26 protein-coding genes and 1 pseudogene are annotated in these 25,872 nt (G+C 69.2%); 18 read left to right on the forward strand and 9 right to left on the reverse strand.

Going from position 1 to position 25,872, the window contains the following annotated elements:
• Positions 1–163 precede the first annotated feature (163 nt).
• The 3 genes from ACFY10_RS37910 to ACFY10_RS37920 are packed head-to-tail and all read left to right on the forward strand — an operon-like array spanning position 164 to position 2,115.
• Positions 164–808: a hypothetical protein gene (locus ACFY10_RS37910; protein ID WP_390669839.1), complete on the forward strand. Its 645-nt coding sequence runs from the start codon at positions 164–166 to the stop codon at positions 806–808.
• Between the two features lie 26 nt (positions 809–834).
• Entirely contained in the window at positions 835–1,722 is an 888-nt protein-coding gene (locus tag ACFY10_RS37915; RefSeq protein WP_390669840.1) for a glycine betaine ABC transporter substrate-binding protein, read from the forward strand.
• A 33-nt stretch (positions 1,723–1,755) separates the two neighbouring features.
• The gene (locus ACFY10_RS37920) at positions 1,756–2,115 is read left to right on the forward strand and encodes a hypothetical protein (RefSeq protein ID WP_390669841.1); all 360 of its coding nucleotides are present in this window, start codon (positions 1,756–1,758) and stop codon (positions 2,113–2,115) included.
• Between the two features lie 121 nt (positions 2,116–2,236).
• Here ACFY10_RS37920 and ACFY10_RS37925 read toward each other — a convergent pair whose 3' ends face one another.
• The 3 genes from ACFY10_RS37925 to dhaM all read right to left on the reverse strand — a co-directional run bounded on the left by ACFY10_RS37925 (position 2,237) and on the right by dhaM (position 3,450).
• On the reverse strand, positions 2,237–2,656 hold the full coding sequence (locus ACFY10_RS37925) for an ATP-binding protein (protein ID WP_390669842.1): 420 nt from the start codon (positions 2,654–2,656) through the stop codon (positions 2,237–2,239).
• Positions 2,657–2,774: 118 nt separating this feature from the next.
• Positions 2,775–3,074 (reverse strand): HPr family phosphocarrier protein, encoded by a 300-nt coding sequence (locus tag ACFY10_RS37930; protein WP_390669843.1) that lies wholly within the window; start codon positions 3,072–3,074, stop codon positions 2,775–2,777.
• Complete coding sequence (gene dhaM / locus ACFY10_RS37935) at positions 3,058–3,450, reverse strand: dihydroxyacetone kinase phosphoryl donor subunit DhaM (protein WP_390669844.1); 393 nt, start codon at positions 3,448–3,450, stop codon at positions 3,058–3,060. The genes ACFY10_RS37930 and dhaM overlap by 17 nt, the downstream gene beginning before the upstream one ends.
• A 60-nt stretch (positions 3,451–3,510) precedes the next feature.
• Between dhaM and ACFY10_RS37940 the strand changes: the two genes are divergently transcribed.
• The 8 genes from ACFY10_RS37940 to ACFY10_RS37975 all read left to right on the forward strand — a co-directional run bounded on the left by ACFY10_RS37940 (position 3,511) and on the right by ACFY10_RS37975 (position 12,866).
• On the forward strand, positions 3,511–4,290 hold the full coding sequence (locus tag ACFY10_RS37940; protein WP_390669845.1) for an IclR family transcriptional regulator: 780 nt from the start codon (positions 3,511–3,513) through the stop codon (positions 4,288–4,290).
• 318 nt (positions 4,291–4,608) lie between these two features.
• The gene (locus ACFY10_RS37945) at positions 4,609–5,370 is read left to right on the forward strand and encodes an MIP/aquaporin family protein (protein WP_390669846.1); all 762 of its coding nucleotides are present in this window, start codon (positions 4,609–4,611) and stop codon (positions 5,368–5,370) included.
• Positions 5,371–5,382: 12 nt separating this feature from the next.
• Positions 5,383–6,381: a dihydroxyacetone kinase subunit DhaK gene (dhaK, locus tag ACFY10_RS37950; protein WP_390669847.1), complete on the forward strand. Its 999-nt coding sequence runs from the start codon at positions 5,383–5,385 to the stop codon at positions 6,379–6,381.
• Positions 6,382–6,531: 150 nt separating this feature from the next.
• On the forward strand, positions 6,532–7,194 hold the full coding sequence (gene dhaL, locus ACFY10_RS37955; protein ID WP_390669848.1) for a dihydroxyacetone kinase subunit DhaL: 663 nt from the start codon (positions 6,532–6,534) through the stop codon (positions 7,192–7,194).
• Positions 7,191–8,879 carry a phosphoenolpyruvate--protein phosphotransferase gene (locus tag ACFY10_RS37960; RefSeq protein WP_390669849.1) on the forward strand — a complete coding sequence of 563 codons (1,689 nt, stop codon included), beginning with the start codon at positions 7,191–7,193 and terminating at the stop codon, positions 8,877–8,879. Before dhaL (ACFY10_RS37955) ends, ACFY10_RS37960 begins: the two co-directional genes overlap by 4 nt.
• Before the next feature lie 18 nt (positions 8,880–8,897).
• Positions 8,898–9,890 carry a dihydroxyacetone kinase subunit DhaK gene (gene dhaK, locus ACFY10_RS37965; RefSeq protein ID WP_390669851.1) on the forward strand — a complete coding sequence of 331 codons (993 nt, stop codon included), beginning with the start codon at positions 8,898–8,900 and terminating at the stop codon, positions 9,888–9,890.
• Between the two features lie 67 nt (positions 9,891–9,957).
• Complete coding sequence (dhaL, locus tag ACFY10_RS37970) at positions 9,958–10,611, forward strand: dihydroxyacetone kinase subunit DhaL (protein WP_390669853.1); 654 nt, start codon at positions 9,958–9,960, stop codon at positions 10,609–10,611.
• Between the two features lie 221 nt (positions 10,612–10,832).
• A complete protein-coding gene (locus ACFY10_RS37975) occupies positions 10,833–12,866 on the forward strand; it encodes a nitrate- and nitrite sensing domain-containing protein (protein WP_390669854.1) in 2,034 nt (677 codons plus the stop codon).
• 65 nt (positions 12,867–12,931) lie between these two features.
• On the opposite strand, the gene ACFY10_RS37980 is transcribed toward ACFY10_RS37975, so the two are convergent.
• The 3 genes and pseudogenes from ACFY10_RS37980 to ACFY10_RS37990 all read right to left on the reverse strand — a co-directional run bounded on the left by ACFY10_RS37980 (position 12,932) and on the right by ACFY10_RS37990 (position 15,200).
• Complete coding sequence (locus ACFY10_RS37980; RefSeq protein ID WP_390670036.1) at positions 12,932–13,105, reverse strand: hypothetical protein; 174 nt, start codon at positions 13,103–13,105, stop codon at positions 12,932–12,934.
• Positions 13,106–13,142: 37 nt separating this feature from the next.
• Positions 13,143–13,507: pseudogene (locus ACFY10_RS37985) on the reverse strand (transcriptional regulator); the annotation flags it as partial.
• A gap of 658 nt (positions 13,508–14,165) precedes the next feature.
• A complete protein-coding gene (locus ACFY10_RS37990; protein WP_390669856.1) occupies positions 14,166–15,200 on the reverse strand; it encodes a LacI family DNA-binding transcriptional regulator in 1,035 nt (344 codons plus the stop codon).
• Positions 15,201–15,491: 291 nt separating this feature from the next.
• Here ACFY10_RS37990 and ACFY10_RS37995 point away from each other — a divergent pair, with 291 nt between their 5' ends.
• The 4 genes from ACFY10_RS37995 to ACFY10_RS38010 are packed head-to-tail and all read left to right on the forward strand — an operon-like array spanning position 15,492 to position 20,340.
• Complete coding sequence (locus ACFY10_RS37995) at positions 15,492–16,880, forward strand: ABC transporter substrate-binding protein (protein ID WP_390669857.1); 1,389 nt, start codon at positions 15,492–15,494, stop codon at positions 16,878–16,880.
• Positions 16,881–16,885: 5 nt separating this feature from the next.
• On the forward strand, positions 16,886–17,806 hold the full coding sequence (locus tag ACFY10_RS38000; protein WP_390669858.1) for a carbohydrate ABC transporter permease: 921 nt from the start codon (positions 16,886–16,888) through the stop codon (positions 17,804–17,806).
• A 2-nt stretch (positions 17,807–17,808) separates the two neighbouring features.
• Complete coding sequence (locus ACFY10_RS38005) at positions 17,809–18,651, forward strand: carbohydrate ABC transporter permease (protein ID WP_390669859.1); 843 nt, start codon at positions 17,809–17,811, stop codon at positions 18,649–18,651.
• 42 nt (positions 18,652–18,693) lie between these two features.
• Positions 18,694–20,340 (forward strand): glycoside hydrolase family 13 protein, encoded by a 1,647-nt coding sequence (locus ACFY10_RS38010; RefSeq protein WP_390669860.1) that lies wholly within the window; start codon positions 18,694–18,696, stop codon positions 20,338–20,340.
• Between the two features lie 78 nt (positions 20,341–20,418).
• On the opposite strand, the gene ACFY10_RS38015 is transcribed toward ACFY10_RS38010, so the two are convergent.
• The 3 genes from ACFY10_RS38015 to ACFY10_RS38025 form a co-directional block, all read right to left on the reverse strand.
• Entirely contained in the window at positions 20,419–20,595 is a 177-nt protein-coding gene (locus ACFY10_RS38015; RefSeq protein WP_390669861.1) for a hypothetical protein, read from the reverse strand.
• A 57-nt stretch (positions 20,596–20,652) separates the two neighbouring features.
• Positions 20,653–20,901, reverse strand: a complete 249-nt coding sequence (locus ACFY10_RS38020; RefSeq protein WP_390669862.1) for a DUF433 domain-containing protein — start codon at positions 20,899–20,901, stop codon at positions 20,653–20,655.
• A gap of 426 nt (positions 20,902–21,327) precedes the next feature.
• A complete protein-coding gene (locus tag ACFY10_RS38025; RefSeq protein ID WP_180292217.1) occupies positions 21,328–21,966 on the reverse strand; it encodes a hypothetical protein in 639 nt (212 codons plus the stop codon).
• 386 nt (positions 21,967–22,352) lie between these two features.
• Here ACFY10_RS38025 and hemL point away from each other — a divergent pair, with 386 nt between their 5' ends.
• From hemL to ACFY10_RS38040, 3 genes are all read left to right on the forward strand, one after another.
• Positions 22,353–23,684 carry a glutamate-1-semialdehyde 2,1-aminomutase gene (gene hemL, locus ACFY10_RS38030; RefSeq protein WP_390669863.1) on the forward strand — a complete coding sequence of 444 codons (1,332 nt, stop codon included), beginning with the start codon at positions 22,353–22,355 and terminating at the stop codon, positions 23,682–23,684.
• Complete coding sequence (locus ACFY10_RS38035) at positions 23,681–24,379, forward strand: histidine phosphatase family protein (protein ID WP_390669865.1); 699 nt, start codon at positions 23,681–23,683, stop codon at positions 24,377–24,379. Before hemL ends, ACFY10_RS38035 begins: the two co-directional genes overlap by 4 nt.
• 184 nt (positions 24,380–24,563) lie before the next feature.
• Positions 24,564–25,844 carry a hypothetical protein gene (locus ACFY10_RS38040; protein ID WP_390669866.1) on the forward strand — a complete coding sequence of 427 codons (1,281 nt, stop codon included), beginning with the start codon at positions 24,564–24,566 and terminating at the stop codon, positions 25,842–25,844.
• Positions 25,845–25,872: the final 28 nt, after the last annotated feature.

Below are 25,872 nucleotides of genomic sequence, written 5' to 3' on the forward strand. Positions count from 1 at the left end.
TTGGGTTGTTTACGCCTCTGAGCTGCATTGATCAACAAATCGGCGCCCCGAAGAGTGGGGTCCACCCGGTGCACCGCACTCCCCGGTCAGTGACACCGGCGGGCAGCCGACGGCAACTCCGTCGGCTGCCCGGAAACCACCCCCCACTCACTGGAGCAGCCCGATGGCATTCGCACGCCGCAAATCCGCCTCCCCCAAGCGCACCCTCCGCACCGCCGGGGCCGTGGCCGCCCTGACGCTGGGCGCCTCGCTGATGGCGGCCCCGCAGGCCTCCGCCGCCGACAGCCCCACCACCAAGGAGCTCCTGGACGCCTGCAGCTGGGCGGACCTGTGCCAGTTCCACGCGACGGACTACTGGACGTACACCGGTCCGAATCACCAGGTCGGCAGCATCGCGTACAACTGCGCCAGCCAGACCAACCAGCACCGCATCGACTGGCAGGACACGACCGGCTCCACCAACACCTTCGGCATCTCGATCAGCGCGGAATACAAGTGGTTCGAGGTGTTCACGGTCGGCGTCAGCACCACGTACTCGCACAGCTGGGAGGCGTCGCACAGCGACACCGAGAGCAACACGGTCAACGTGCCGGCCGGCTACAAGGGCTGGATCGAGCGCGGCACGGCCAAGCAGCAGGCCAAGGGCTGGTACGAGATCCACTTCGGCAAGCGCTACTACGGCCACTACATCTGGTACGTCAACAACTACCAGTCGTCCGGCTTCAACAAGGACAACCCCAACTCGGGCTACGTCAACTTCAAGGACGCGCCGATGACCTCCGGCGACCGCTCCGCCCACTGCAACTGAGACCGGCCGACAGCATGTGGTGCTCCGTGCTTCCAGTAACCCGCCCCCGGCTCCGACTCCGCCTCGCGGCGGCCGCCGTCTGCTCCCTGGTCCTGCTGACCGGGTGCGCGGCGGCCGCGCAGAACAAGCCCAACACGTCCTACGCGGACGGCGAGGGCCCGACGGTGATCGGCACCGACACCTCGGCCGAGAGCCGGGTGGTGGCGGCCATGTACGCCGAACTCCTCACCAGGGCGGGGAAGAAGGTGGAGACGGCGAAGACCCACTACTCGTCTCCGTCCGCCACCGCCCGGGCCGTGGTGGCGGGCAGACTCGGGCTGGCTCCCGCGTACGAGAGCACCCTGCTGCGTACGTTCCCGGGCGGGGACACCCTGCCCGGGAACATGCCGGCGACGCTGAGCATGGCGCTGCCGATGGGCATCACCGCCCTTCCTCCGGCCGCCGCCCAGCGAGGCGTCGTCCTCGCGGTCACCGCGGCCACGGCCCGGCGCCACGACCTGCACAATCTCTCCGACCTGGCTGACGCGGGCAGCCGCCTCACCCTCGGCGGCTCGGCGTCCTCCGCCCCCGACGCCCCCACGCCCGCCTCGCTGAAGAAGGCGTACGGCGTCACTCTCACCGGTGCCGGCACCTCGGCGACCGCCGACGTACTGGTCCTGCGCGGCACCGACCCCGTCATCACCCGTGACCGGCTGGTCGTGCTGACCGACCCCGAGGGCGTCATCCCGCCCGAGCACGTCTTCCCGCTCATCCAGGCCCCCTACGCGGGCCTGGCCGCGAGAAAAGCCCTCGCCCGCCTCAACTCGGCGCTCACGACGGACCAACTGTCCGCGCTCGCCTCCTCCGTCGACGCGGGCGAGTCCCCCGCCAACGCGGCGCGGACCTGGCTGAAGTCCAAAGGGCTGCTCAGCTGATCCCCCTCACTTGAACAGGACGGTGGTAGTGAAATGCGTGACATCAGAAGGAAGTTCGCCATAGCGGCCCTGACCGCGGGTGCCGTCTTCGGCGGTGTGGCCTTCCCCGCCACGGCCAGCACGGACCCGGTCTCCGCCGTACAGATCACGGTCTGCAACGACTCCAACGGGACCCTGCTGTTCTGGGCCAAGGGCTACAACCAGCACGACGACTGGGTCGACGGCCCGATCTGGAAGGCGAACCCGCACACCTGCGCCACCGGCTGGAACTACTGGTGGAAGCAGAACTCGTCGATCGAGCTCCATTACAAGATCGGCAGCGCCGCATGGACGTGGACGCAGAAGTACATCCCGAAGACCGGCGGCGAGACGACGACGCTCCACGTGTCGTAGGAGCTCGGCCGGACACACCCCCGGGGCGGGACTCGAAAGGGTCCCGCCCTTGGCGTTCGCGGCCCGCCGTTCGGGAAGTCCCAGCTCGGGGCCACACCAGGCAGTACGGCTGATGCCCCGGTCAAGCCCCCATCTGGAGAACCGCCCACCGGGTGGTCCTCTCGGGATGGCGGGATACCCCGTGTCGTGCGGAGAGGGCCGCGACGATGCCGGTCCCGCGACCGTTTTCCCTGTGATCGGCAGGGTGGGGGCTGTCATGCGACGGGCGTCGTCGAGGTACCGGCCCCGAGTCGGTGACCTCTATGCGCAGGGCGCGGCGGCCGCCGACGTCGGGCAGGGACAACCGCAGCACTGCCGGCGGCCGTGCGTGGACGATCGCGTTGGTGGTCAGCTCCGAGATCACCAGGAGGGCGTCGTCGGCCGTCGGGGTGGGCACGCGCCATTGGGTGAGGACGGTGCGTGCCCGTCGGCGTACCACGGAGACGGCCTCGGGGATGTGCGGCAGCGCGCAGACCAGCTCGGCCTGCGAGTGCTGGGCCATTTCTGCTTCTGCGTCAGATGTATTCGTGGCGGGGACGCTCATCCTCGGCCAACTCCACTGGTTCTTGTTTCTCATGTCGGAAGCGGAGGCCGGTTCCGCGCCACCGGTGGCGGACGGATCACTCGGCGGTGGCGAGGATCTGCGTCAACGCCGCGACGGCCTGTTCGGCGTCGTGGCCTTCGGCGCGGACGGTCACGGTGCTGCCGACGGTGGCCCCCAGGCCCATGACGGCGAGGACTCCGGTCGGATTGACCGTCCGGTTGCCGTACTCCAGCTGTATGGCACTGGTGAATGTCGCTGCGGCGCGGGCGAGTTGGCCCGCGGGCCGGGCGTGGAGGTTGGCGGGCAGGACGACGGCCGTCTCGTGCTTGGACGGGGTCGTTGCGGTCGTGGTGGCGGACTCAGAGCTTGTGGACATGGCGGGCCTCCTTGGCGGCGTCGGCGACGGTCTTGAGGTCGGCGCCGGATGCGGCGGTGACGACGGCTGCGACGGCTCCTTCGACGAAGGGCGCGTCGACGATCAGCACGTCGGGGCGGGGATGGTCTTCCAGGACGGTGCGGGCGGTCAGGACGGAGCTGCCGAGGTCGGGCAGGACGACGACGCCTCCGCCGCGGTCGACGCTGCTGATGGCGTCGAGGACGAGGTCGTAGCTGGTGCCGATCCTGCCGTCGTCGGTGCCTCCGGCGGTGGCGAGGGGAACCGTGTCGGAGCCGATCTGCTCCACCAGCAGGCGAAGGCCCGCGGCGAGCTCGGCGCTGTGGGACACGAGTACGATGCCGACAGATGCGCTCATGAACAGTTACCGTAAATGTCGGAACACTGTTCAGCAATAGTGAACCAGGGAGAATTTTCGATGGTGCAGGCGGTGCAGCGGGCGGTGCAGATACTGCGGGAGCTCGCGTCCACCGGGCCCCGGCTCGGAGTGACCGAGTTGGCCGACCGTCTGGGCGTGGCCAAGCCGACCGTGCACGCGCTGCTGCGCACGCTGGAGGCCGAGGGGCTGGTCGTACAGGACCGGGACAGCTCTAAGTACCAGCTCGGACCCGACCTGGTGCAACTGGGCAACGCCTACCTGGACACTCAGGAACTGCGGACCCGCTCACTGACCTGGGCGGACCAGCTTGCGAACCGGACGAACGAGGCGGTCTGGGTGGCCGTGCTCACCGGCGACCACGTCCTGGTGGTGCACCATGCGTTCCGGCCCGAGGGGGCCGTGCAGATCCTTGAGGTGGGCGCCAGCATCCCGTGGAGCACGTGTGCCCTGGGGAAGGCCATCGCAGCCTTCCTGCCGGCCGGCGAGCGCGAGCGGCTGCTCGCGGGTGAGCCGGCGGTGCTCACCGGCGCCAGCATCACCGATGCGGAGGAGCTGGCAGGTCAGCTGAAGGACGTCCTCAGGACGGGCTATGCGATCGAGGACCAGGAGTCCGCCATCGGGGACGCGGGGATCGCGTCTCCCGTCTTCGACCGTTCCGGTGAGGTGGTCGGCGCTCTCGGCATCGTCGGCCCCGTGGAGCGGCTGCTTGCCGAACCGGCACGTCAGGAGCTTGCCGTCGCCGTCCGGGAGACCGCCCGCAACCTTTCCCGCGACCTGGGTGCCCCCCGCGGGACGGCCGCACGCAGCACGGTGACCTGACCCGAACGCGGCGGCAGTTGTCCGCCGTCCCGCCCCCTGAACCAGGCCCCTCGGCAGCTGCCGAGGGGCCTTCTTTGTATCTACGGAACCCAGAGCTGCCGAAGCCCTTGACAGGCCGGAAACGCGGCCTTAATTTCCAGAACAACGTTCATCCATGATGAACACTTTGCAGCCGGAAGCTCAAAGCTCCCCGGCTTCCCCTGAGCGGCCGCCAGGTTGCCCGACCCTGACCACCTGGCGGCCACCTCCCCCTTCACAGCCCGCTCCACGCGGAGGAGGTGAGACGCCCAAGCCGCCGCTAGGCGCTGGGCGCCTTCCATGGAAGAAAACACTTACTCACAGAAGCTCCTGGCCGAGATGCTGGGCACCGCGATGCTGGTGTTCATCGGCGTCGGTTCGGTCCCCGCGACGCTCATCGTCAACGGCAAGGCCCCGTTCACCTTCGCCGACCTGGGCATGATCTCGCTGGCGTTCGCCACGGTCGTCATCGCGATGATCTACGCGATCGGCCACATCTCCGGCTGCCAGATCAACCCGGCCATCACCCTCGCGCTCGCCACGACGCGGAAGATGCCCTGGCGGGACGTCCCCGGCTACATAGCCGCCCAGGTCGTCGGCGCGGTCCTGGGAGCCCTGGCGATCATCGGGGTGCTCGGCCACCAAGCCGTCACCGTCGGCCTGGGCATCGCCTCGTACGGCCCCCAGGTCAGTGCCGGTCAAGCCTTCTTCGCCGAAGCCGTCGGCACCGCCATCCTCGCTTTCGTCGTCTTCGGCGCCATCGACCGTCGCTCGGCCGGCGGCTTCGCCGGACTCGCCATCGGGCTGGCCGTGTTCGCCATCATCATGGTGGTCGCACCCGCCACCAGCGCGTCCATCAACCCCGCCCGCACGATCGGCCCCATGCTGATCGGCCAGGTCTTCAACGGCACCGTCCACTGGAACCAGCTGCCGGTCTACCTGATCGCCGAGGTCCTGGGCGCGGTTGCCGCCGGTTTCCTGTACGTCGCCCTGAACGCCCGCCGTGGCACCGCCACCGCCACCACCACCGATGCGACGGCCGAGCCGGTCGCCGCCGCTTGAGGAGCCCTTGTCATGAAGAAGTTCATCAACGCCCCTGAAGCGGTGCTGGCCGAGGCGCTGTCCGGCATCGCCGCCGCCCACCCCGGCCTGAAGGTCGACGCGGAGAACAAGGTGATCGCCCGCGCCGCGGGGACCAAGCCGGGCAAGGTCGCTCTCGTCTCCGGCGGCGGATCCGGGCACGAACCCCTGCACGGCGGCTTCGTGGGACGCGGCATGCTCGACGCCGCCTGCCCCGGCGAGGTCTTCACCTCTCCCGTTCCGGGCCAGATGCTGGCCGCGGCCCAGGCCGTCGACGGCGGCGCGGGCGTGCTGTTCATCGTGAAGAACTACACCGGCGACGTCCTCAACTTCCAGATGGCCGCCGAACTGGCCGCCGAGGAAGGCATCACCGTGGAGACCGTCCTGGTCGACGACGACGTCGCCGTCCAGAATTCCACCTGGACCGCCGGGCGCCGGGGCACCGGAGCCACCGTCTTCGTCGAGAAGATCGCCGGAGCCCTCGCCGAGCAGGGCGCCAGCCTCACCGAGGTCGCCGACATGGGCAAGCGGGTCAACGCCGCGTCCCGGTCCTTCGCCGTGGCGCTGACCGCCTGCACCAACCCCGCCTCCGGCAAGCCCGGATTCGATCTGCCCGAGGACGAGATGGAGGTCGGCGTCGGCATCCACGGCGAACCCGGACGGCGCCGCGAGAAGCTCCGCCCCGCCAAGGCCATCGTGGCCACCGCGTTGGACGCCATCCTCGCCGACCAGCCCCTCGACCCCGGTGACGAGACCGTCGTCATGGTCAACGGCCTGGGCGGCACCCCTCTCATCGAGTTGTACGTGGTCTTCAACGAGGTCGCCGCCGCACTCGCGGAAAAGGGCGTGGTCATCGCCCGCAACCTCGTCGGCAACTACGTGACCAGCCTGGACATGGCCGGTGTTTCCGTCACCGTGTGCAAGGCCGATGCCGACATGCTGTCCCTGTGGGACGCTCCCGTGAACACCCCGGCCCTGCGCTGGGGCATCTGACCGAGCCGGGGGCGGGGCCACGCGCGACGCGAGGGCCGGGCCGGGTCCTTCCCGCTGTCAGCCCGCCCGGACCGCACCCTTCGCGTCTTCCCCCACCCCCGGCTCAACCAACCGCCGACCAGCCTCGTACTGACCAGCCCCGTACCGACCATGAACGGAGACTCCGTGGACACCGACCTCGCCCGCACGTGGGTGCAGGCCATCGCAACCGCCGTGGACAAGCACAAGGACCACCTCATCCAGCTCGACTCGGCCATCGGCGACGCCGACCACGGCACCAACATGCACCGTGGCTTCTCCGCCGCCGTCACGGCCCTGGCCGACTACGAGCCGGACACCGTCGGGGCCGTGCTGGTCAAGACCGGCACCACCCTCATCTCCACCGTCGGCGGCGCCTCCGGACCGCTCTACGGCGGCGCCTTCCGCGCCATCGGCAAGGCGCTGGACACCCCCATCGCCGACACACAGCAGGTCGCCACCGCACTGGCCGCCGGCCTCGCGAGCATCCAGAAGCTCGGTGCGGCCGCACCCGGCGACAAGACGATGATCGACGCCTACGCCCCTGCACTGGCCGCCTTCCGGCAACAGGCCGACGCCGGGGCCGACTTGGCCGCCGCGGCCGTGGCCGCCGCCGATGCCGCCGAAGAGGGCATGCGCGCCACCACCCCGATGCAGGCCCGCAAGGGCCGCGCCTCCTACCTCGGCGCCCGCAGCATCGGCCACCAGGACCCCGGCGCCACCTCCACCGCCCTGGTCTTCCGCGCCCTCGCCGAGACGCTGGGGTCCCGCGCCGGGTCGCTGGGGGCCCGATGACCGGCCGCCGCGCCTACACCGGGCACGCCGCCGCGCCCGGCACAGCCCTCGGCATCGTCCACCGCACCGACCGGCCACTCACCACAACCGCGTTGCCCCACCGCGCCGACGGCGACCCCACGCAGCAGATCACCGACGCCTTCGACGCCATAGCCGCCCGCCTGCTCGACCTGTCCGCCGCGCTGCGCGCACAGGGCAAGGACGAACAGGCGGACATCATGGAGGTCAACAGCTACATCGCCCAGGACCAGGATCTGCGCGACCAGGCCGTCAAGAGGGCGAACGACGGCCAACCGGTACCCGTTGCCGTCCGCCAGGCCATCGACGCCTACGCCGGAACCATCGCCGCCCTGGACGATCCCACCCTCGCCGAACGGGCGGCGGACGTCCGGCAGGTCGGCCGCCGCGTCCTGGCCCACCTCCACGGCGGGACGGGCCCCGCCACCGACCAGCCGCTCGTCCTGGTCGCCCACGAGATCGGCGCCGCCGACCTGCTGGAACCCGGTCTGACGGTGACAGCCGCGATCTCCGTGACCGGCGGCCCGAATTCGCACGCCGCGATCGTCGCCCGCTCGCTGGGCATCCCGTTCCTCCTGGGCGTCGACCCCCAGCTGCTCGAACTGCCGGACGGGCAGGAGATCCTGCTCGACGCCGATCAGGCCGGCGCAGTCGCCCATCCCGACGACGAGGAACGCACCAGGGCCCTGCGAACAATGGAGACCGCCCGGGCCCGCAGGCTCGCCCTCGCCGGAGAGCGTCACCTGCCCGCCGAGACACTCGACCAGCACCGCATCGTGCTGCGGGCCAACGTGGCCACGCCGGCCGAGGCCCGCACGGCACTGACCACGGGTGCCGAAGGTGTCGGCCTGCTCCGCACCGAGCTGCCTTTCCTCAACCATCCGGCGTGGCCCACCCGCGAGCAGCACGCGGCCACTCTCGTCCCCGTGCTGCGCGCTCTCGCCGGGCAGGTGGTCACGGCTCGCACGCTCGACTTCGCCGACGACAAACTGCCGCCGTTCCTCGCCGAGGGCCGTGAGGGCCGACGGCTCGGGCGCGGTCTCCCCCTCATGCTCGCCCGACCCGACGCCTTCGCCGACCAGTTCCGCAGCCTGCTGAGCGCCGGAGCCGACACCGACCTGCGCATCATGATCCCCATGGTCGCGGGCGTCGACGAACTGCGCGCCTGCCGACGCCTGATCGAGGCCGCGGCCACCGAAGCCGGCGTACCTGTGCCGCCCCTGGGCATCATGGTGGAACTTCCCGAAGCGGTCGCCGCGGCCGACGACCTCGCCCGCGAAGCCTCCTTCTTCTCCATCGGCAGCAACGACCTCACCTGCCAGATTCTGGGACTGGACCGGCGCGACCCCACCGCCACACCCGCGATGGCGGCACACCCCGCCGTACTCGACGCCATTGCCCGTGTCGTCACCGCCGCTCATCGCCACGATCGTCAGGTCTCCGTCTGCGGCGACGCCGCCGCCCACCCCCTCGTGGCCCCCCTCCTCATCGGCCTCGGCTGCGACAGCCTCTCGGTCGGCCCAGCCGCCCTCGACGAGGCCCGCGCCCGCATCCGCCGACTCCGCCACGACACCTGTGCCTCCCTGGCCGCCGTCGCCCTCACCCGCGAAACCCCCGAAGAGGTCTGGCAACTCGTCGAGCAGTGCTGCCGGCCCTCGCTGCCGTGAGAAGAAGGGGCCGCAAGCATGAAGAAGCTCATCAACTCGCCCGATCACGTGCTCGACGACGCTCTCGTCGGTGTGGCCGCCGCGCACCCGTCGCTGACGGTCAACGCCTCCGACCGCTACATCGCCCGCGCGGGCGGGCCGACCCCCGGGAAGGTCGGCCTGGTCTCAGGCGGCGGATCCGGGCACGAACCCCTGCACGGCGGCTTCGTCGGATACGGGATGCTCGACGCGGCCTGCCCCGGTGAGGTGTTCACCTCTCCCGTGCCCGACCAGATTCTCGCTGCCACGCTGGCCGTTGACAGCGGGGCGGGGGTCCTGCACATCGTGAAGAACTACACCGGCGACGTACTGAACTTCCAGATGGCAGCCGAGCTGGCCGCCGACGACGGCGTGCGGGTGGAGGGCGTCGTGGTCAACGACGACGTCGCAGTGGAGAACAGCACGTGGACGGCGGGCCGACGCGGCACCGGGGCGACGGTGTTCGTGGAGAAGGTCGTCGGTGCGGCCGCCGAACTCGGCGCGGACCTGGGCACGACCGCGGCTCTGGGCCGGGAGGTCAACGACCGGTCCCGTTCCTTCGGGGTGGCGCTCACTCCATGCACGGTGCCCGCGTCCGGCAAACCCGGCTTCGAGCTGGGCGAGGACGATGTCGAGCTGGGCGTCGGCATCCACGGCGAGCCCGGCCGCGCCCGCGGCAGGCTCACCTCCGCCAGGGAGCTCGTCGGTGTCGCACTGGACGCCATCCACGCCGACATGCCGCTCTCGGGCGACGTGCTCGTGATGGTCAACGGCCTGGGCGGCACCCCGCTGATCGAGCTGTACGTGGTGTATGCCGCGGTCGCCGAGTGGCTCGCCGGCCACGGCGTGTGGATCACCCGCAACCTGGTCGGCAACTACGTCACCAGCCTGGAGATGGCCGGCTGCACGATCACCGTGTGCCGGCTCACGCCACAGCTCACCCATCTGTGGGATGCCCCGGTCGTGACCCCCGCGCTGCGCTGGGGACGCTGAGCGGCCGAGGCCATCGACGCCGGACCGTACGAGTCCGTACGAGATCGTACGAGGGAGAGGGACGACGATGGATGCAAGCATGTTCCGGGCCTGGATCCATGAGGCCGCCCGATCGGTGACCGAGAACGCCGATCGTCTGACCCGCCTCGACTCCGCCGTCGGCGATGCCGACCACGGCATCAACATGCGCCGTGGCCTGCAGGCGGCGGTGGCGACGCTGGAAGAAGCCAACCCGTCCACGCCGGGTGCGGTGCTCGCCACCGTCGGCCGGGCACTGATCAGCAAGACCGGCGGGGCCTCGGGGCCGCTGTACGGCACCGGCTTCCGGCAGGCCGCGCGAACCCTGGGCCAGGAACCGCACGTCTCCGCCGCACAACTGGGGGCCGCGCTGGCAGCCGCCCTCACCGGAATCCAGCGGATCGGCGCGGCGCTGGAGGGAGACAAGACCATGATCGACGCCCTCAGTCCGGCCGTGACCGCCTACCAGGCCGTCATCGACACCGGCGGCGACCTGGCCAAGGCCACCCGCGCGGCGTCCGACGCCGCCGAGTGGGGCCTGAAGCAGACCGCCGGCATGCAGGCACGCAAGGGGCGTGCGAGCTATCTCGGTGCCCGCACCATCGGCCACGAAGACCCCGGCGCGGCGTCGACCGTGCTCATTCTGTCCGCCCTCGCCGACGTCAGCTCCGCGGGCGAGCGGCGTGCGGACGGTTATCGGTAATCCCTGCTCGTTCGGTTGGCCCACGGCGGCGAGGGCGGCCTCGCCGCCGAGGAAGTGGTCGAGGTCTCCAACAGGTCCGAGACCGACGCGTAGTCAGCGTCCGCATGCGTGGACGCACCCCTGGATCGCGCACGTTCAAGGGCGGGGAGAAAATGCGAGGGCAAGTGGTGCAAGGACAACGGGGCAGCAACCAGAGGCGGTTCGCCCCGAGCAACTGGAGCGTGCGGACCCAGCTGCTGGCCGTGGTGGTCATCCCGATCGTCACCGCGCTCGTACTGGGAGGTCTGCGGGTCGGATCCGCCGTGCAGAACGCACAGGACATCGACAATGCCCGCCAACTCGTCCGTGTCGTCGACAAGGGCACGGCGCTGTTGCAGGAGATCGAGGACGAACGCGATCTCACCGCCCTCCACGTTGCCGCGGGCCGTTCGGGCAACACGAGCCGAATCGACACGCAGCGCTCGAAGACAGACGCGGCGCTGGCCCGGGTTCGTGGCGAAGCCGCTCATGTCCCCCGCAGGACGAACTCCGCCCTGACCACCCAGATCGCGGTGTTCGACGTCTTCGGCCGGAAGGTGGCGTCACTGCGCCACACGGTGGTCCGTTCGACGATGCCCTGGCCGACCGTGGTCAACGCATACACGGCATTGATCACCGAGCTCACCGACGCCCTTGACCTTCTCACGCCGGACATCGCCGGCCAGGCCCTTGTCATGAGGGCCGGTGCACTCAAGACCTTCGCCCAGGCCACGGAGAAAGCGTCTCAGCAACGCGCACTTCTCGGTGGCGTACTGGCCGAGGGACAGTTCGATGCGAGCGAGGCCCAGAGCCTGACCCTCGCCGGCCGGCAGCAACAGGCATTGACCGACCAGTTCCTGTCCAGTGCGTCGGCCGCCCAGCGTCGGTTCTACGAGCGCACGGTCACCGGAAGGGGTGTCGACAAGGCCGACACGCTCCAGAAGCAGGCACTCGCCCTGCAGAGCACCAGCCGCCCCAGCCTCGCCGCCGACGCGTGGTTCGACACCATGACGAGCAAACTGGACCTGATGCGACGGGTCGAGCAGCGGCTCGTCGGATCGGTCGAGGACGAGAGCTCGCGCGAGCAGCGCCAGGCCGAGCACTCACTTTTCACAGCCTCGCTCGTCGAGCTGTTGATCCTCCTGCTCGTGATCGGTGTGACGCACGTCCTCGTGCAGTCGATCGTCGGCCCGCTGCACACCCTGCGTGCCTCTACCCGCGATATCGCGCAACGCCGCCTGCCCGAGGTGGTCCGGTTGCTGCGGGAGTCCAGTGGCACGCAACTGAAACCCATTGAGGTCGAGCCCACGGCCGTCGACTCGACCGACGAGATCGGAGCTGTCGCCCATGCATTCGACGACGTCCATCGCGACTCCGTACGGCTGGCGTTCGAGCAGGCGCACCTGCGCGGCCGTATCAACACGATGTTCGTCAACCTCTCGCAGCGCAGCCAGAGTCTCGTGGAACGACAACTGGAGCTGATCGACCGTCTGGAGAACGGCGAACAGGACCCAGACCTGCTCGCCGGCCTCTTCAAGCTCGACCACCTGGCCACCCGTATGCGCCGCAACGGGGAGAACCTTCTCGTCCTCGCGGGCGAGAAGGCGGGCCGCCGCTGGAGCGCCCCGGTCCGGCTCGTGGATGTCCTCCGAGCCTCCATCAGCGAGATCGAGCAGTACCAGCGGGTGCAGCTGCGCGGACTGGTCACAGCGGACGTCGACGGCCGGGCGGTGAACGACATCGTTCACCTCATCGCGGAGCTGCTGGAGAACGCGACCACGTTCTCCTCGCCGGACAGCGAGGTGATCGTCACGTGCCGGCTGCTGTCCGGCGGCGGCGCGAAGGTCGAAATCCAGGACAACGGCATCGGCATGTCCACCGAGGACCTTGTGGAGGCCAACGAGAGGCTCCTGAACCCCCCGGTCGTCGACGTCGCGGTGGCGCGGCGCATGGGCATGTTCGTCGTCGGTCGGCTCTCCGGCCGCCACGACATCCGCGTCCAGCTCCGCAGCTCATCGCCCCACGGCGTCACGGCAGTGGTCACGCTGCCCCAGAACCTGGTCCGGGAACACGAAGATCACATGGATCCTCCCGGGCTGTCGGCCAGGTACAACACGGAAGGACGCCTCACCGGCTGGTGCAACTACGACACGACCGAGCAGATCGACGAGAGCACTCCGGCCAGACGTGCGCACCGGACACGCCGTCACGGCGCCCGCTCGGCCAGTAAGGAGTGAGCATGGTCGGATCCTCGACGAGCCATGGGTTGACGGAGCGGCACCATGCATGCCCGAAACCCCGGCTACTTCGAGGCGTCTTCGACGGCCTCGAAGATGTCGGCGTCGGTTTCCTTCTGCCAGTCGGGCAGGCCGGGCCGGTCGGCGACACAGCCGGGCTTCGGTTCGCCGGGGAAGTGCTTTCGAACGCCGGTGATCCAAGCCTCGCGGAACACTCGTGCGCCCTCGACCTGCGACATGCCTTCCCCCTCGTCACGTCGTGCTCAGCGAGTCGATCTCGAGGCCGTGGCGTTTGGCGCTGATGGAGGCGAGGTCGGTCAGGACTGCACCGCGTCGCCGGAAGGACTGACCGGAGGCGGGAATGTCCTGGCTGAGCGCGGTGGTGAGCGCCTTCTCTGCGAGGTCGAGGCGGCCGAGCTGGAGGTAGCGGGCGCCGCGTTCCTCGGCGAGGCGGGAGCCGTCGAAGCGCAGCCGGCCGCCGTTGTCGGCGGAGCCGGTCAGGTCCGTGACCCTCTCCGATTCGTCGAGGGAGCGCTCGCAGGAGCTGAACCTCCCAGGCCGGCATACGCCTCGGCCTGGACGGAGGCCACCCAGTGGCGGGTCGACAGGGAGCCGTCCCCGCGCCGGGCCCGCCTGGCGGCCTTGTCCGGCCCCGCCAGGCGGCGTGGCTCACGCTTCCACGCATCTGCCTGACGGGCGCCCGACACTGATCAATCAGGCGCGACTCGCTGAACCCAGCTGCTCTCGCCGTACCGTCAGCCTGCTGATTCGTCAGTACTTCGGCCGCGGTCGCCACTGGCCTGCGGTGAGTGAAGTCCTGGATGCGGTTCTCGATCGGTTCGAGGTCACCGACCGTGTCTGCGATATGCCAGGACGTCGACGATCGCCCTGCGGACCGCACTTGACTGGAGCGGCGAAGTTCTGGACGGCAGCGCGTTCCCGATTCGGGAAGGCCGGTCAGAGCGGCCTGCCGAACCCGCCGGAAGCCCAGGGCACGTCATCAGTGCCCTCGTCCAAACCCATATGCCCTCAATGTGCCCTGGTCGCCTGCCGGCCCCTCTCGGCACATGACGAAGGCGGGGTCCGAAAACCCCGCCCTAAACCACCGAAACCCCAGGTCACGGCCACACAAGGAAATAAGGCTGATGCCCCGCCTCATGCAACCGATAGCTGAAGTCCTGCCACTCGTGCAGCGATTGGAAGAGGCGGGGGACTGACCTGGGGTTTCTCGGCGAGATGTGCGCTGAACAGGGAAAACTCCTCTCCGTAGTTCTCACTGCTCGCCGCCGTTTCCCCGGCTCATGTGCCCTGGACGTGCCCTCGCGGCGGCGCTGTGCTTCCCCTGATGACCAGCTGGGTCGGCACGACGACGTCGTGTTCGGTCTCCTCGCCGCCCAGGATGCTCAGCAGCATCCGCCCAGCCAACTCGCCCTGTTCCCGCACCGGTTGCCGCACGGTTGTCAGGTCCGTCAGCTCGGCCACCGGATGGTCGTCAATGCCGATGACGGACAGGTCCTCGGGGATGCGCAGCCCGGCCCGGCGCAGCGTGCGGATGGCGCCGAGGGCGACCTCGTCGGAGTGGGCGTAGACGGCGGTCGGCGGCTCCGGCTGGCTGAGGAGTTTGGCCATGGCGTCGGCGCCCTGGTCGCCGCCCCAGTCGACGGTGACGACGAGGCGTTCGTCGAGGGGGATGCCCGCGTTGCGCAGGGCGGCGTAGTACGCGTTCGAGCGGCCCGAGGGCTGCACCTCGTCCGGCTGGTCGGGGTCGACCGCGGCGATCATCGCGATCCGGCGGTGACCGAGGAAGAGGAGGTGGTCCATGGCCTGGCGGCCGGCTGTCTCGTCGTCGATGGAGACGTTCGGATACGGCGCGTGCTGACCGCCCGCGGCGATGATCGTGACGCCCATCAGCTCAAGCCGCCGCTGTTCCTCCTCGCCGACCGGGAAGGCCAGCACGACGACCGCGTCGACCTTCCGCCGTGCCGGCAGGCGGTGGAAGAAGTCGTGCCGGTCCTCGACGCCGTCCACGTGGTAGAGCAGCACGTCCAGGTCGGCCGCGCGCAGTACCGACTCCAGCCCCTCCAGCAACGCCGCGAAGAACCAGCGCGAGATGTGCGGGACGACCACCGCGACCCGGCCGGTGTCGCCGCCGGCCAGGCGGGACGCCTCGGGCGAGACGACGTAGGAGAGCTCCTCGGCGACCGCGAGCACGCGGCGTCGCGTGGCCTCGGCGACACCGCTCTCGTTGTTGAGCGCTCGTGAGGCGGTGGCCATCGAGACGCCGGCCGCACGGGCCACGTCCGCCATGTTGATCTTCTGGGAGCTCTGCGCCATGCCGGAAGGCTAACTCACTTTCGGAAACGCTTCCATGATTCTCGGAAGGGCTTCCAGGGCGGCAGCTCGGTCCGGGCGTCGCCCTGTACGGCCGCCTGGTCGTTTCAGCATGTCAAATGCGTGTTGCGTTTTCGTTACTTGACAGGCGCGGTCGGCCCCCTCAGTCTTTCGGCAACGGAAACGCTTCCGAAACGACCTTCACGCTCCTCTGCGGCCCGGTCCGGGAAGCACGCCGACCTCTGTCTGCCGACCATGAGTGGAGCGGCAGCCGCATGGATGCGAGGAGGCATCATGCCCAAGCAGCAGCACCCCACCTCCCCCGCCAGAACCGTCGGCCGCCGCCTGCGTGCCCCGCTGGCGGCCGTCGCCGCGGCCTCCGCACTGGCCACGCTCGCCGCGTGCAGCGGGCCCGGCTCGGACTCGGGTTCCGGCTCGGCTGCCAACGCGACGCCGACGGCCGTGAACACGGCCGTCGCCGACACCCCCGCGAACCTGACCCTGTTCTCCGCGGCCGGTCTGGAGACCTACGAGCAGGGCCTGGCCGACGCCTTCATGGCCAAGTACCCGAAGATCAAGGTCAAGCTGCGAGTCGAGGCGGACAACAACTACAACACCGTGCTGCCACGGCTGCTCGCCTCCGACTCCGCGCCCGACCTCGCCGCACCCAGCGACCTCCTCGGCGGGGTGAAGGACGGCCTGCTCACCAACCTCGACGCCTACGACAAGGCGTACGGCTGGAGCGGCAAGGTCCCCGCCTCCGCACTCGCCCCCGGCCGGGTGTCCGACGGCGTGATCGGCTCCGGCTCGCTATACGAGGCGGGCGGCTCGGCCGGCCCCCTCGTCGGTGTCTTCTACAACAAGGCGCTGGCCGCCAAGGCCGGCATGAAGACCGTGCCCTCTTCGGTCTCCGACCTCGAAGCCGTCATGGCCAAGGCGAAGAAGTCCGGCATCACCCCGATCGTCGCCTCCAACCAGGACGGCCTGATCGGCCACCTCTACAACCTGCTCCTCGGCGACTACATGGGCGCCCAGAAGCTCAGCGACTTCGTGAACCACAAGCCGGGCGCCACTCTGGACACCCCTGCCGCCGTCGAGGCCACCAAGACCCTGCAGAAGTGGATCAAGGCGGGCTACTTCGCCTCCGACGTCAACGCCATCAACCAGGAGGCGTCGTACGGCCAGTTCACCGGCGGCAAGGGCCTGTTCTTCTTCCAGGGCAGCTGGATCACCCAGACCATCGACAAGACCTTCAAGGGCAAGTACGGCGTCTTCCCGATGCCGCCGGCCGAGAAGGGCGGCAAGTACGCGGGCATGACGAGCAACACGCTCGCCTACTCGATCGCCGCGCACTCCAAGAACAAGGACGCCGCCGCCCTGTTCCTGAACTTCCTCACCACACCCGAGGCGGCGAAGGTCGCCGTCGACAACGGCTACGCCGCGGTGACCTCGGACTCCGGGAAGACGCCGTCGCTGTCCGGCACCGCGTCCGGGCAGATCCAGACCGGTTACGCCGCCATCGCCGCCGACAACGGCTTCGACAGCTGGATCCAGAACGCCGCCCCGGCCGTCAACACCAAGCTGCCCCAGCAGCTCCAACTTCTGGTCTCCGGCAAGGTCGAGCCCGCCGCGATGGTCAAGACCCTCCAGACCGCCTACGCCGACGCCCTCAAGAGCAGCTGAGCCCCATGTCCTCCACCCCCCGACCGACGAGGAAGGGCGCCGCCGCCCGGGGCCGCAACAGGCTCCGGGCGAGGCGGTGGGCCGGCTGGCTCTTCGCCCTCCCCGCCCTCGCCTTCTACGGCGTCTTCAACTTCTACCCGGTGCTGCTGTCGATCCAGTACTCCTTCTACGACTGGGACGGCATCGGCGCCTCCACCTGGGTGGGCCTGAAGAACTACACCGCCGTCTTCACCGACTCGGAGCAGTTCTCCTCCCTGCTCCACGCCTTCTACCTGATCCTCTTCTTCACCGTCCTGCCGGTGACCCTGGCCCTGATCACCGCGTCCGTACTGCGCCGGATCGAGGGCCGCTTCACCGGGGCGCTGGCCCGCACTCTGCTGTTCCTGCCGCAGATCATCCCGGGGGCCGCCGCGGGTGTGGCCTGGACGTGGATGTACTCCGACAACGGCGTGGTCAACCAGACCCTGCGCGCCATCGGCCTGGGCGGCCTCGCCCGCGCCTGGCTCGCCGACTTCCACTGGGCCCTGACCGCGGTCGGCTTCATCGGCACCTGGCTGTCCACAGGGCTGTGCACGATGCTGCTGCTGGCAGGCATCGGGAAGATCGACAACAGCCTGTACGAGGCTGCCCGCATCGACGGGGCAGGCCCCATCCGCCAGTTCCGGGCCGTCACCCTTCCCGGGCTCCGTAATGAGATCGGCGTCTGCGTCACCATCACGATCATCGCCGCGCTCGCCAGCTTCGACGTCGTCTACCTCGCCACCCAGGGCGGCCCCGGCACCCAGACCATGGTCCCCGGCGTCGCCGTCTACAACCTGGCGTTCAGCGACAGCCGCCTCGGCGCTGCCTCCGCGCTCGCCGTCGTCCTCGCCCTGATCGTGATCGCGGTCGTCGCCCCGCTCCAACGCCTGTTCCGGGAGAAGTGACCATGCCCGAACGCACGCAGACGTTGCGGACCTTTCGCCGCCGGGCTCCTGGCCTGACGCTCATCGCGGCCGCCGCGCTCTACTCGGTCGTCCCGCTGCTGAGCATGGTCAGCGCGGCCCTCGCCCCGCAGGGATCCTTCCCCTCCGGCCTGAGCTGGCCCACCGACCCGCACTGGCACAACTTCGTCGACGCCTGGAACATCGCCAACATCACGACGCTGCTCAAGTCCAGCACGCTCATCGTGCTCGGCGTCGTCCCGGTCGCGGTCCTGATCTCGACGATGGCCGCGTACGCGATCACCATCCTGGAGATCCCGCTGGGCAAGGTCTTCTACACGATCCTCGTGCTCACCCTGACCCTGCCGTACGAGATCGTGATCGTCCCGCTCTACGAACAGACCAAGGCCATGGGCCTGTTGGGCAGCCAGTGGGCGCTGATCCTTCCCCTCATCGGGATGAACATGCCGTTCGCGGTGTTCTGGATGCGGGCGCACTTCGTCGGCGTACCGAAGGAGTTGTCGGAAGCGGCGGGCATGGACGGCGCAGGCCCCTGGCGAGCGCTCTTCCACATCCACCTGCCCCTCGCCCGCCCCGCCATCGCATCCCTGGCGCTGCTGATGTTCCTGTCGACCTGGAACCAGTTCCTGCTGGCCCTGGTGCTGATCGACGACCCCAACAAGCGCACCATGGCGGGCGCGTTGCAGGCGTTCACCACCAAATACAGCACCGACCAGGTCCTGTTGAACGCCGGCGCCCTGCTCATCATGGCCCCCACGATCCTCGTGTTCCTGGTCCTGCAACGCCACTTCGTCAAGGCGCTGCTCCAGGGCTCGGTCAAGGGCTGACCACCACCCCCCACCATCTTCAGACAGTCAGGACCGAGCGCCATGAGCAAGTCGATCTCTGCCAACGCCGACTGGTGGCGCAGGGCCGCCATCTACCAGGTCTACATACGCAGCTTCGCCGACGGCGACGGCGACGGAACCGGCGACATCGCCGGCCTCCGCTCCCGCCTCCAGTACCTGGCCTACCTCGGCGTCGACGCGATCTGGATCAACCCCTGGTACCCGTCCCCGCTGGCCGACGGCGGCTACGACGTCTCCGACTACCGCGACATCCACCCCGCCTACGGCACCCTCGACGAGGCCAAGCAGCTGATCACCGAGGCCCACGCCGTCGGCCTGCGCATCATCCTGGACATCGTCCCGAACCACACCTCCGACCAACACGCCTGGTTCCAGCAGGCATTGGCGGCGCCGCCCGGCTCCCCGGAACGGGACCGCTTCATCTTCCGCGACGGCAAGGGCGAGGACGGCTCCCAGCCCCCCAACGACTGGCACGCGGCCTTCGGCGGCCCCACCTGGACCCGCACCGACGACGGCCAGTGGTACCTCCACCTCTTCGCCCCCGAACAGCCCGACCTCAACTGGGACAACCCCGAGGTCCGAGCCGAGTTCGAGTCGGTCCTGCGCTTCTGGTTCGACCTCGGGGTAGACGGCTTCCGCATCGACGTCGCCCACGGCATGGTCAAGGACCCGGCGCTCCCGGACCTCGGCCTGACCGAATTCTCAGTCCTGACAGGGGAGGGCCAACAGGACCACCCCCACTGGGACCGCGACGGCCTGCACGACATCTTCCGCAGCTGGCGGGCCATCGCCGACAGCTACCCCGACCCGCGCGTCTTCGTCGCCGAGGCCCACGTCCGCCCCAGCCGCATGCCGGAATACCTCCGCCCGGACCAGCTCCACACGGCCTTCAACTTCGACTTCCTCAAGTGCCCTCTGGACGCGGGCAAGTTGCGCGAGGTCATCGACCGCAGCATCACCACCCTCGCCGCCGTCGGCGCCCCCGCCACCTGGGTCCTGTCCAACCACGACGAGACCCGCCACGTCACCCGCTACGGCCGCGCCGACACCGGCGTCCAGGCCCTGTTCCGGGACCGCCCGATCCCCACCGACCTCGCCCTCGGCACACGTCGCGCCCGGGCGGCGGCCCTGCTGATGCTGGCGCTCCCGGGAGGCGCGTACGTCTACCAGGGCGAAGAACTGGGCCTCTACGAGGTCGAGGACATCCCGGAGGAACTCCTCCAGGACCCCATCTGGGAACGCTCCGGCCACACCCTCCGCGGCCGCGACGGCTGCCGCGTCCCCCTCCCGTGGACCGGCGACACCCCGCCCTTCGGCTTCAGCACCTCCGTACTCGCCACCCCCTGGCTCCCCCAGCCCGCGGACTGGAAGTCCTACACCGCCGAAGCCAACCAGGCCGACCGCACCTCGATGCTCCAGCTCTACCGCTCCGCCCTCCGCCTGCGCCGCACCAACCCCGGCCTGCGGGGCGAGGACTTCCACTGGCTGGACAGCCCGGCCGACACACTCCTCTTCGAACGCGGCAACGGCATCCTGTGCGCGGTCAACCTCTCCGCCGAGCCGATCCCGCTCCCTGCCGGCGCCGGCCCCCTCCTGGCCTCGGGCCCGCTGAGCGAGAACGGCGTCCTGCTGCCGCCGGACACCACGGTCGTGCTGCAGCGGAACTGACCCGCACCGAAGCACCCGAAGACCACCAGGGCCTGTCCGGTATCACTCCCCGCCTACCGGACGGGCCCTGGTCCAATGTCAGGGCCAGGTGCGCTCGATACGGTCGAACCGTACGCCGTACGCGGCAGGGCCTCCCTTCGCCACGGCCCCGTAGATCTCGGCACGCAGCGCATCAAGACGTTCGACCATCTCGAAGCTGCGTAGCTGCTGGTTGTCGAGGTAGAAGAGACATCGACGATTCGGTGGACCCTCCATCCACGTGCTCTGAGTTCCTCCGCAACCCTGCGTCCGAGATTTCGGTCCAGGAAGAACTCAGGCGGCAAGGCGCACCATGGCGTGACAGAGGGAGTCGACCTGCTCGGGGGTCATGTCGTACTCGTAGGCGATCTCCTCGACCGTCTCCCCGGCCTCCCACAGGTCCGTCACGGCCGTCACCGGCACGCGGTTGGCCGCGATGACGGGCAGTCCGTGGCCGAACCGGGAGTCGATCACGACGGGAACGGATTCCGGGTACTGCCGCAGCCGCAGGCTCGCGGGGAAATCGTCGTCTGCTTCCCACATCAAGTAACGGAGGCAGCCGGACACCACCTCGTGGATCGGTACCCGGCCGTCCCGTGCCCTGCGCAGGTCGCCGAAATGAGGGTGACAAGGGGCAGGCGGGGGAGGGTAGTTGGTTCTTTCAAAAAGGTCCTTTAAGGAGCGCCGTGGCTCACCGGACCCTTGTGAGCCAGGGCCCGGTGGCGCCGGATCGCGGCCGAAGACCGGTTCCCGGCCTGCTCAGTTGCGGTGATCTCGCTTCAACGAGGTGCGGGCCCGCTCCGCGTCTCCCGGGAGTTGTGCCACACCGCGAGATAGGCGGCCTGTGCGGGATCGGCGCCCTCGGGCTTCGCGATGATCGTGGCGAGGAGAGCGGTGCGCCCGCCTGCGCCCAGCTCATGACAAAGGGCGGGACCCGAAAGCCCCGCCCAAACCCCGCGATACCTCAGCTCACGGCCAAACCAAGCAATAAGGCTGATGCCCCGCCTCATGCAACCGATGGCTGAAGTCCTGCCACTCATGCAGCAGTTGGTAAACATTGAACGCATCCCGCGGCCCCCCGCGATCCGGCACCGTCGACCAGATGAACGCCGCCGCGCCCACCGCCTCCTCGCCTATGCCGCGGAGCGGGTCGACGACCGTCATGGGGAGTTTGACCACCGCGTAGTCGGGGTGCAGGACGACAAGCTCCAGTGGCGGCACCTTGTGCAACGGCACACCCTCGATGCCCGTGAGCACCATCGCCGCCATCGTCTCCGGCTTGATCTTGGTGAACATGCCGTTCATGCCGAGCTCGTCGCCGCCGAGTTCCTCGGGGCGCATCGAGATCGGGACGCGGGCCGCGGTCGCGCCGTCCGGCGCGCCGAAGTACTTGTACGTCACCCCCACCCGACCACCATTCCTGCTCCCCGCCCGGAGCGCGTCGCCCCGGCGGTCGATCCGCCGGTCGATCTGCTCGGGCTCGCTCGGTGCACCCTGTCCCTGACGTGCCTCGGTAGCTTCCTCCGCCTCGCGTCGGTGCCTTCCCCGATGGGCACGTCGAGGACCCAGGTCATCAGTCCCCTCGCCCAGTCCGCCACCGCGATGCATATCTCCACCCGACTGCTTTTCTAGGACGCGCAGGCCCCGCTGCGCAACCCGATCATCGTGTCAGTGACCTCCCCCACGGCCGCCCGCCGAAACGTGCGTTGAAACACCTGTCCGCAGGATCTTCGCAGCCTCTGAACAAGCCTCCGTACACCTCGTCGTACACCTGGCCGCGCACCCGGTCGTACATCCATCCGTACACCTATACGTACGCCAGGGCCGTATGAGCGGTGTGTATCAGCACCCAGTTTCGCAGATCGCGCCGGGGGGCGGCTGTCCCTCGGGTCGGCCCCGGCGCCCGCTGCCGCCCGTGCACCCTGGCCTACCCTGAGGAGGTCCCTTGCAACCGGAGCCCGAGAAGTCGGAGAAGGTCGGAGAAGTCGCAGGTCATGAGCGAACTGCCTAATTCACTGCCTTATTCATACGAAGCGCCTGTCTCGCAGGCACTGTTCGACCGGGCTGCGGCCGTCACGCCCGGCGGTGTGAACTCCCCGGTGCGTGCGTTCCGTGCCGTGGGCGGTACGCCCCGGTTCATGGTGTCCGGTAGCGGTCCGTATCTGACGGATGCGGACGGGCGGGAGTACGTCGACCTGGTGTGTTCCTGGGGGCCCATGATCCTCGGGCACTCCCACCCCGAGGTGATCGCCGCCGTTCAGGACGCGGTCTCGCGCGGTACCTCGTTCGGTACGCCCGGTGAGGGCGAGGTCGCGCTCGCGGAGGAGATCGTCGAGCGGGTCGGGCCCGTGGACCAGGTGCGGCTCGTCAGCAGCGGGACCGAAGCCACCATGTCGGCCATCCGGCTCGCCCGGGGGTTCACCCGGCGCACCAAGGTGATCAAGTTCGCCGGGTGTTACCACGGTCACGTCGACTCGCTGCTGGCCGCCGCCGGCAGTGGCGTGGCCACCTTCGCCCTTCCCGACACCCCTGGTGTCACGGGTGCCCAGGCCGGCGACACCATCGTGCTGCCGTACAACGACCTCGAGGCCGTGAACGAGGCCTTCCACCGGCACCCCGGTGAGATCGCCTGCGTGATCACCGAGGCCTCGCCCGGGAACATGGGTGTCGTGCCGCCGCGGCCCGGGTTCAATCAGGGGCTCAAGGACGCCTGCTCGAAGAATGGTGCTCTCTTCATCTCCGACGAGGTCATGACCGGGTTCCGGACCAGCCGCGCCGGGTGGTTCGGGATCGACGGGGTGCGGCCCGATCTCATGACCTTCGGGAAGGTCATGGGCGGCGGGTTCCCCGCCGCCGCGTTCGGCGGGCGCGCCGACGTCATGGCGCACCTCGCTCCCGCCGGGCCCGTCTACCAGGCCGGCACCCTCTCCGGGAACCCTGTCGCCACCGCAGCCGGCTTCGCCCAGCTGCGCCTGCTCGACGACGCCGCCTACGACAAGGTCAACTCCGTGTCGGGGCAGATCCAGGCGCTCGTCACCGAGGCCCTGGCCAAGGAAGGCGTCGCGCACCGGCTGCAGAACGCCTCCAGCATGTTCTCCGTCTTCTTCACGGACCGGGAGGTCCGCGACTACGAGGACGCCAAGAAGCAGGAGTCCTTCCGCTTCACCGCCTTCTTCCACTCGATGCTGGCGCAGGGCGTCTATCTGCCGCCCTCGTCCTTCGAGTCCTGGTTCGTGTCCACGGCCCACGACGAACAGGCCGTACAGCGCATCGCCGACGCCCTTCCGGCGGCGGCCCGAGCGGCGGCGGAGGCCACGGCAGCATGAGCGACAGCAACAACACGGCCGGCAGCGACATCACCGTCGTGCATGTCATGCGGCACGGCGAGGTCGCCAATCCGGACGGGGTCCTGTACGGGCGGCTCCCCGGGTACCACCTGTCCGAACTCGGGCGCCAGATGGCCGACCGGGTCGCCGAGCACCTCGCGCCCCGCGACATCACCTACGTCTGCGCCTCCCCGCTGGAGCGGGCCCAGGAGACGGCCACCCCGATCGCCAAGGCGCAGGGGCTGGACCTCGCCACCGACGAGCGGCTCATCGAGGCCGACAACGTCTTCCAGGGCAAGACCTTCGGGGTCGGGGACGGGGCGCTGCGCAAGCCCGGGAACTGGAAGCACCTCGTCAACCCGTTCAAGCCGTCGTGGGGCGAGCCGTACGTCGACATCGTCGTACGGATGATGCAGGCGCTGGACGCCGCCAAGGACCAGGCCCGCGGGCACGAAGCGGTGCTCGTCAGTCATCAGCTGCCGATCTGGATCGTGCGGTCGTACGTCGAGAAGCGGCGGCTGTGGCACGACCCGCGCAAGCGGCAGTGCACGCTCGCCTCGCTGACGTCCTTCACGTACCAGGGCGACAAGCTCGTGTCCGTCGGCTACAGCGAACCGGCCCGCGATCTCGTCCCGGCCCATCTCCTCGCGGGCGCCAAGCCGGTGAAGGGGAAGGACAAGGCTTTCGGGGCCTGAGGAGTCCGTCGAAGGCTCCCTTTGCGGAGCGAAGCCTCCCTTTTGAGAGGCAAGAAATCCCCTTTGGGTTCCTATGACACGCTCGTGACATTTGTTGCCAGATCAACGTGATCGAGAGGAACCTCCCCCTTCGTCATGTCCTCTGAATGGGTGACCACCACAGGACATGACGATCGGGGTTGGAATGCGCGCTCTCACTCGCAGGGGAATGCTCGGTCTCGGCGCGGGCGCCGCGGCCGCCGTCGGACTCTCCGGCTGCGGCACCCTCACGCCGTCAGACGGGTCGACCCATGCCGCAGGTTCCAAGGGCGGCGGATCCGGCAAGCCGTCGAACCCCGCCCGCCCCATCGGCGACGGCTCGACCTCCTTCACCGGCAAGCAGCCCCACCAGCCCGCAAAGCCCGAGCCGTTGGAGCCGGGGCAGACCCCGCCGCAGTTCGTGATCTTCTCCTGGGACGGCGCCGGCGAGGTCGGCAACGGCCTCTTCCCGCGCTTCCTCGACCTCGCCAAGCAGCACGGCGCGTCCATGACCTTCTTCCTCTCCGGGCTCTACCTGCTGCCCGAGTCGAAGAAGCGCCTCTACAACCCGCCGAACAACCCGCGCGGCGCCTCCGACATCGGCTACCTCACCGACGAGCACGTCAAGGCCACGCTCACCAACGTCCGCCGCGCCTGGCTCGAAGGCCACGAGATAGGCACCCACTTCAACGGCCACTTCTGCTCCGGCTACGGCACCGTCGGCAACTGGACGCCCGCGCAGTGGCGGAGCGAGATACAGCAGGCCAAGGCCTTCGTGAAGGAGTGGCGGACCAACACCGGCTGGACCGACATGCCGTCACTGCCCTTCGACTACGAGAAGGAACTCGTCGGCGGCCGCACCCCCTGCCTGCTCGGCCAGAACAACCTGCTGCCCACCGCCAAGAGCCTCGGCTGGCGCTACGACGCCTCCTCGCCCGGCGGCCTGCAGGTGTGGCCGCAGAAGAAGCAGGGGTTGTGGGACCTGCCGTTGCAGGGGATTCCGTTCCCCGGCCACAACTTCCCGGTCCTCTCGATGGACTACAACATGCTCGCCAACCAGTCGGTCAACTCGACCAATGCGCCCGCCTACAACTACCCGGCCTGGCGCGAGCAGGCCGCAGGGGCCTACATAGCCGGCTTCAAGCGGGCATACGAGACAAACCGCGCACCCTTCTTCATAGGCAACCACTTCGAGCACTGGAACGGCGGCATCTACATGGACGCCGTGGAGCAGGCGTTCAAGCACATCGCGCAGGAGAAGGAGAAGGGCGCGGACGTACGCCTCGTCTCCTTCCGGCAGTTCGTCGACTGGATGGACGTACAGAAGCCGGAGGTGCTCGCCAAGCTGCGGACCCTCAACGTCGGCCAGCAGCCGGCCGGAGGCTGGAAGACCTTCCTCCAGGCCACCCCGTCCAGCTCCTCCTCGCCCACCGGGCAGGCCGCCTGAAATGCGGATTTCGGGCGGCAAGGCTCCC

Origin of the sequence: Streptomyces sp. NPDC001401, from assembly GCF_042895385.1 — a bacterium.
GTDB lineage: Bacteria > Actinomycetota > Actinomycetes > Streptomycetales > Streptomycetaceae > Streptomyces.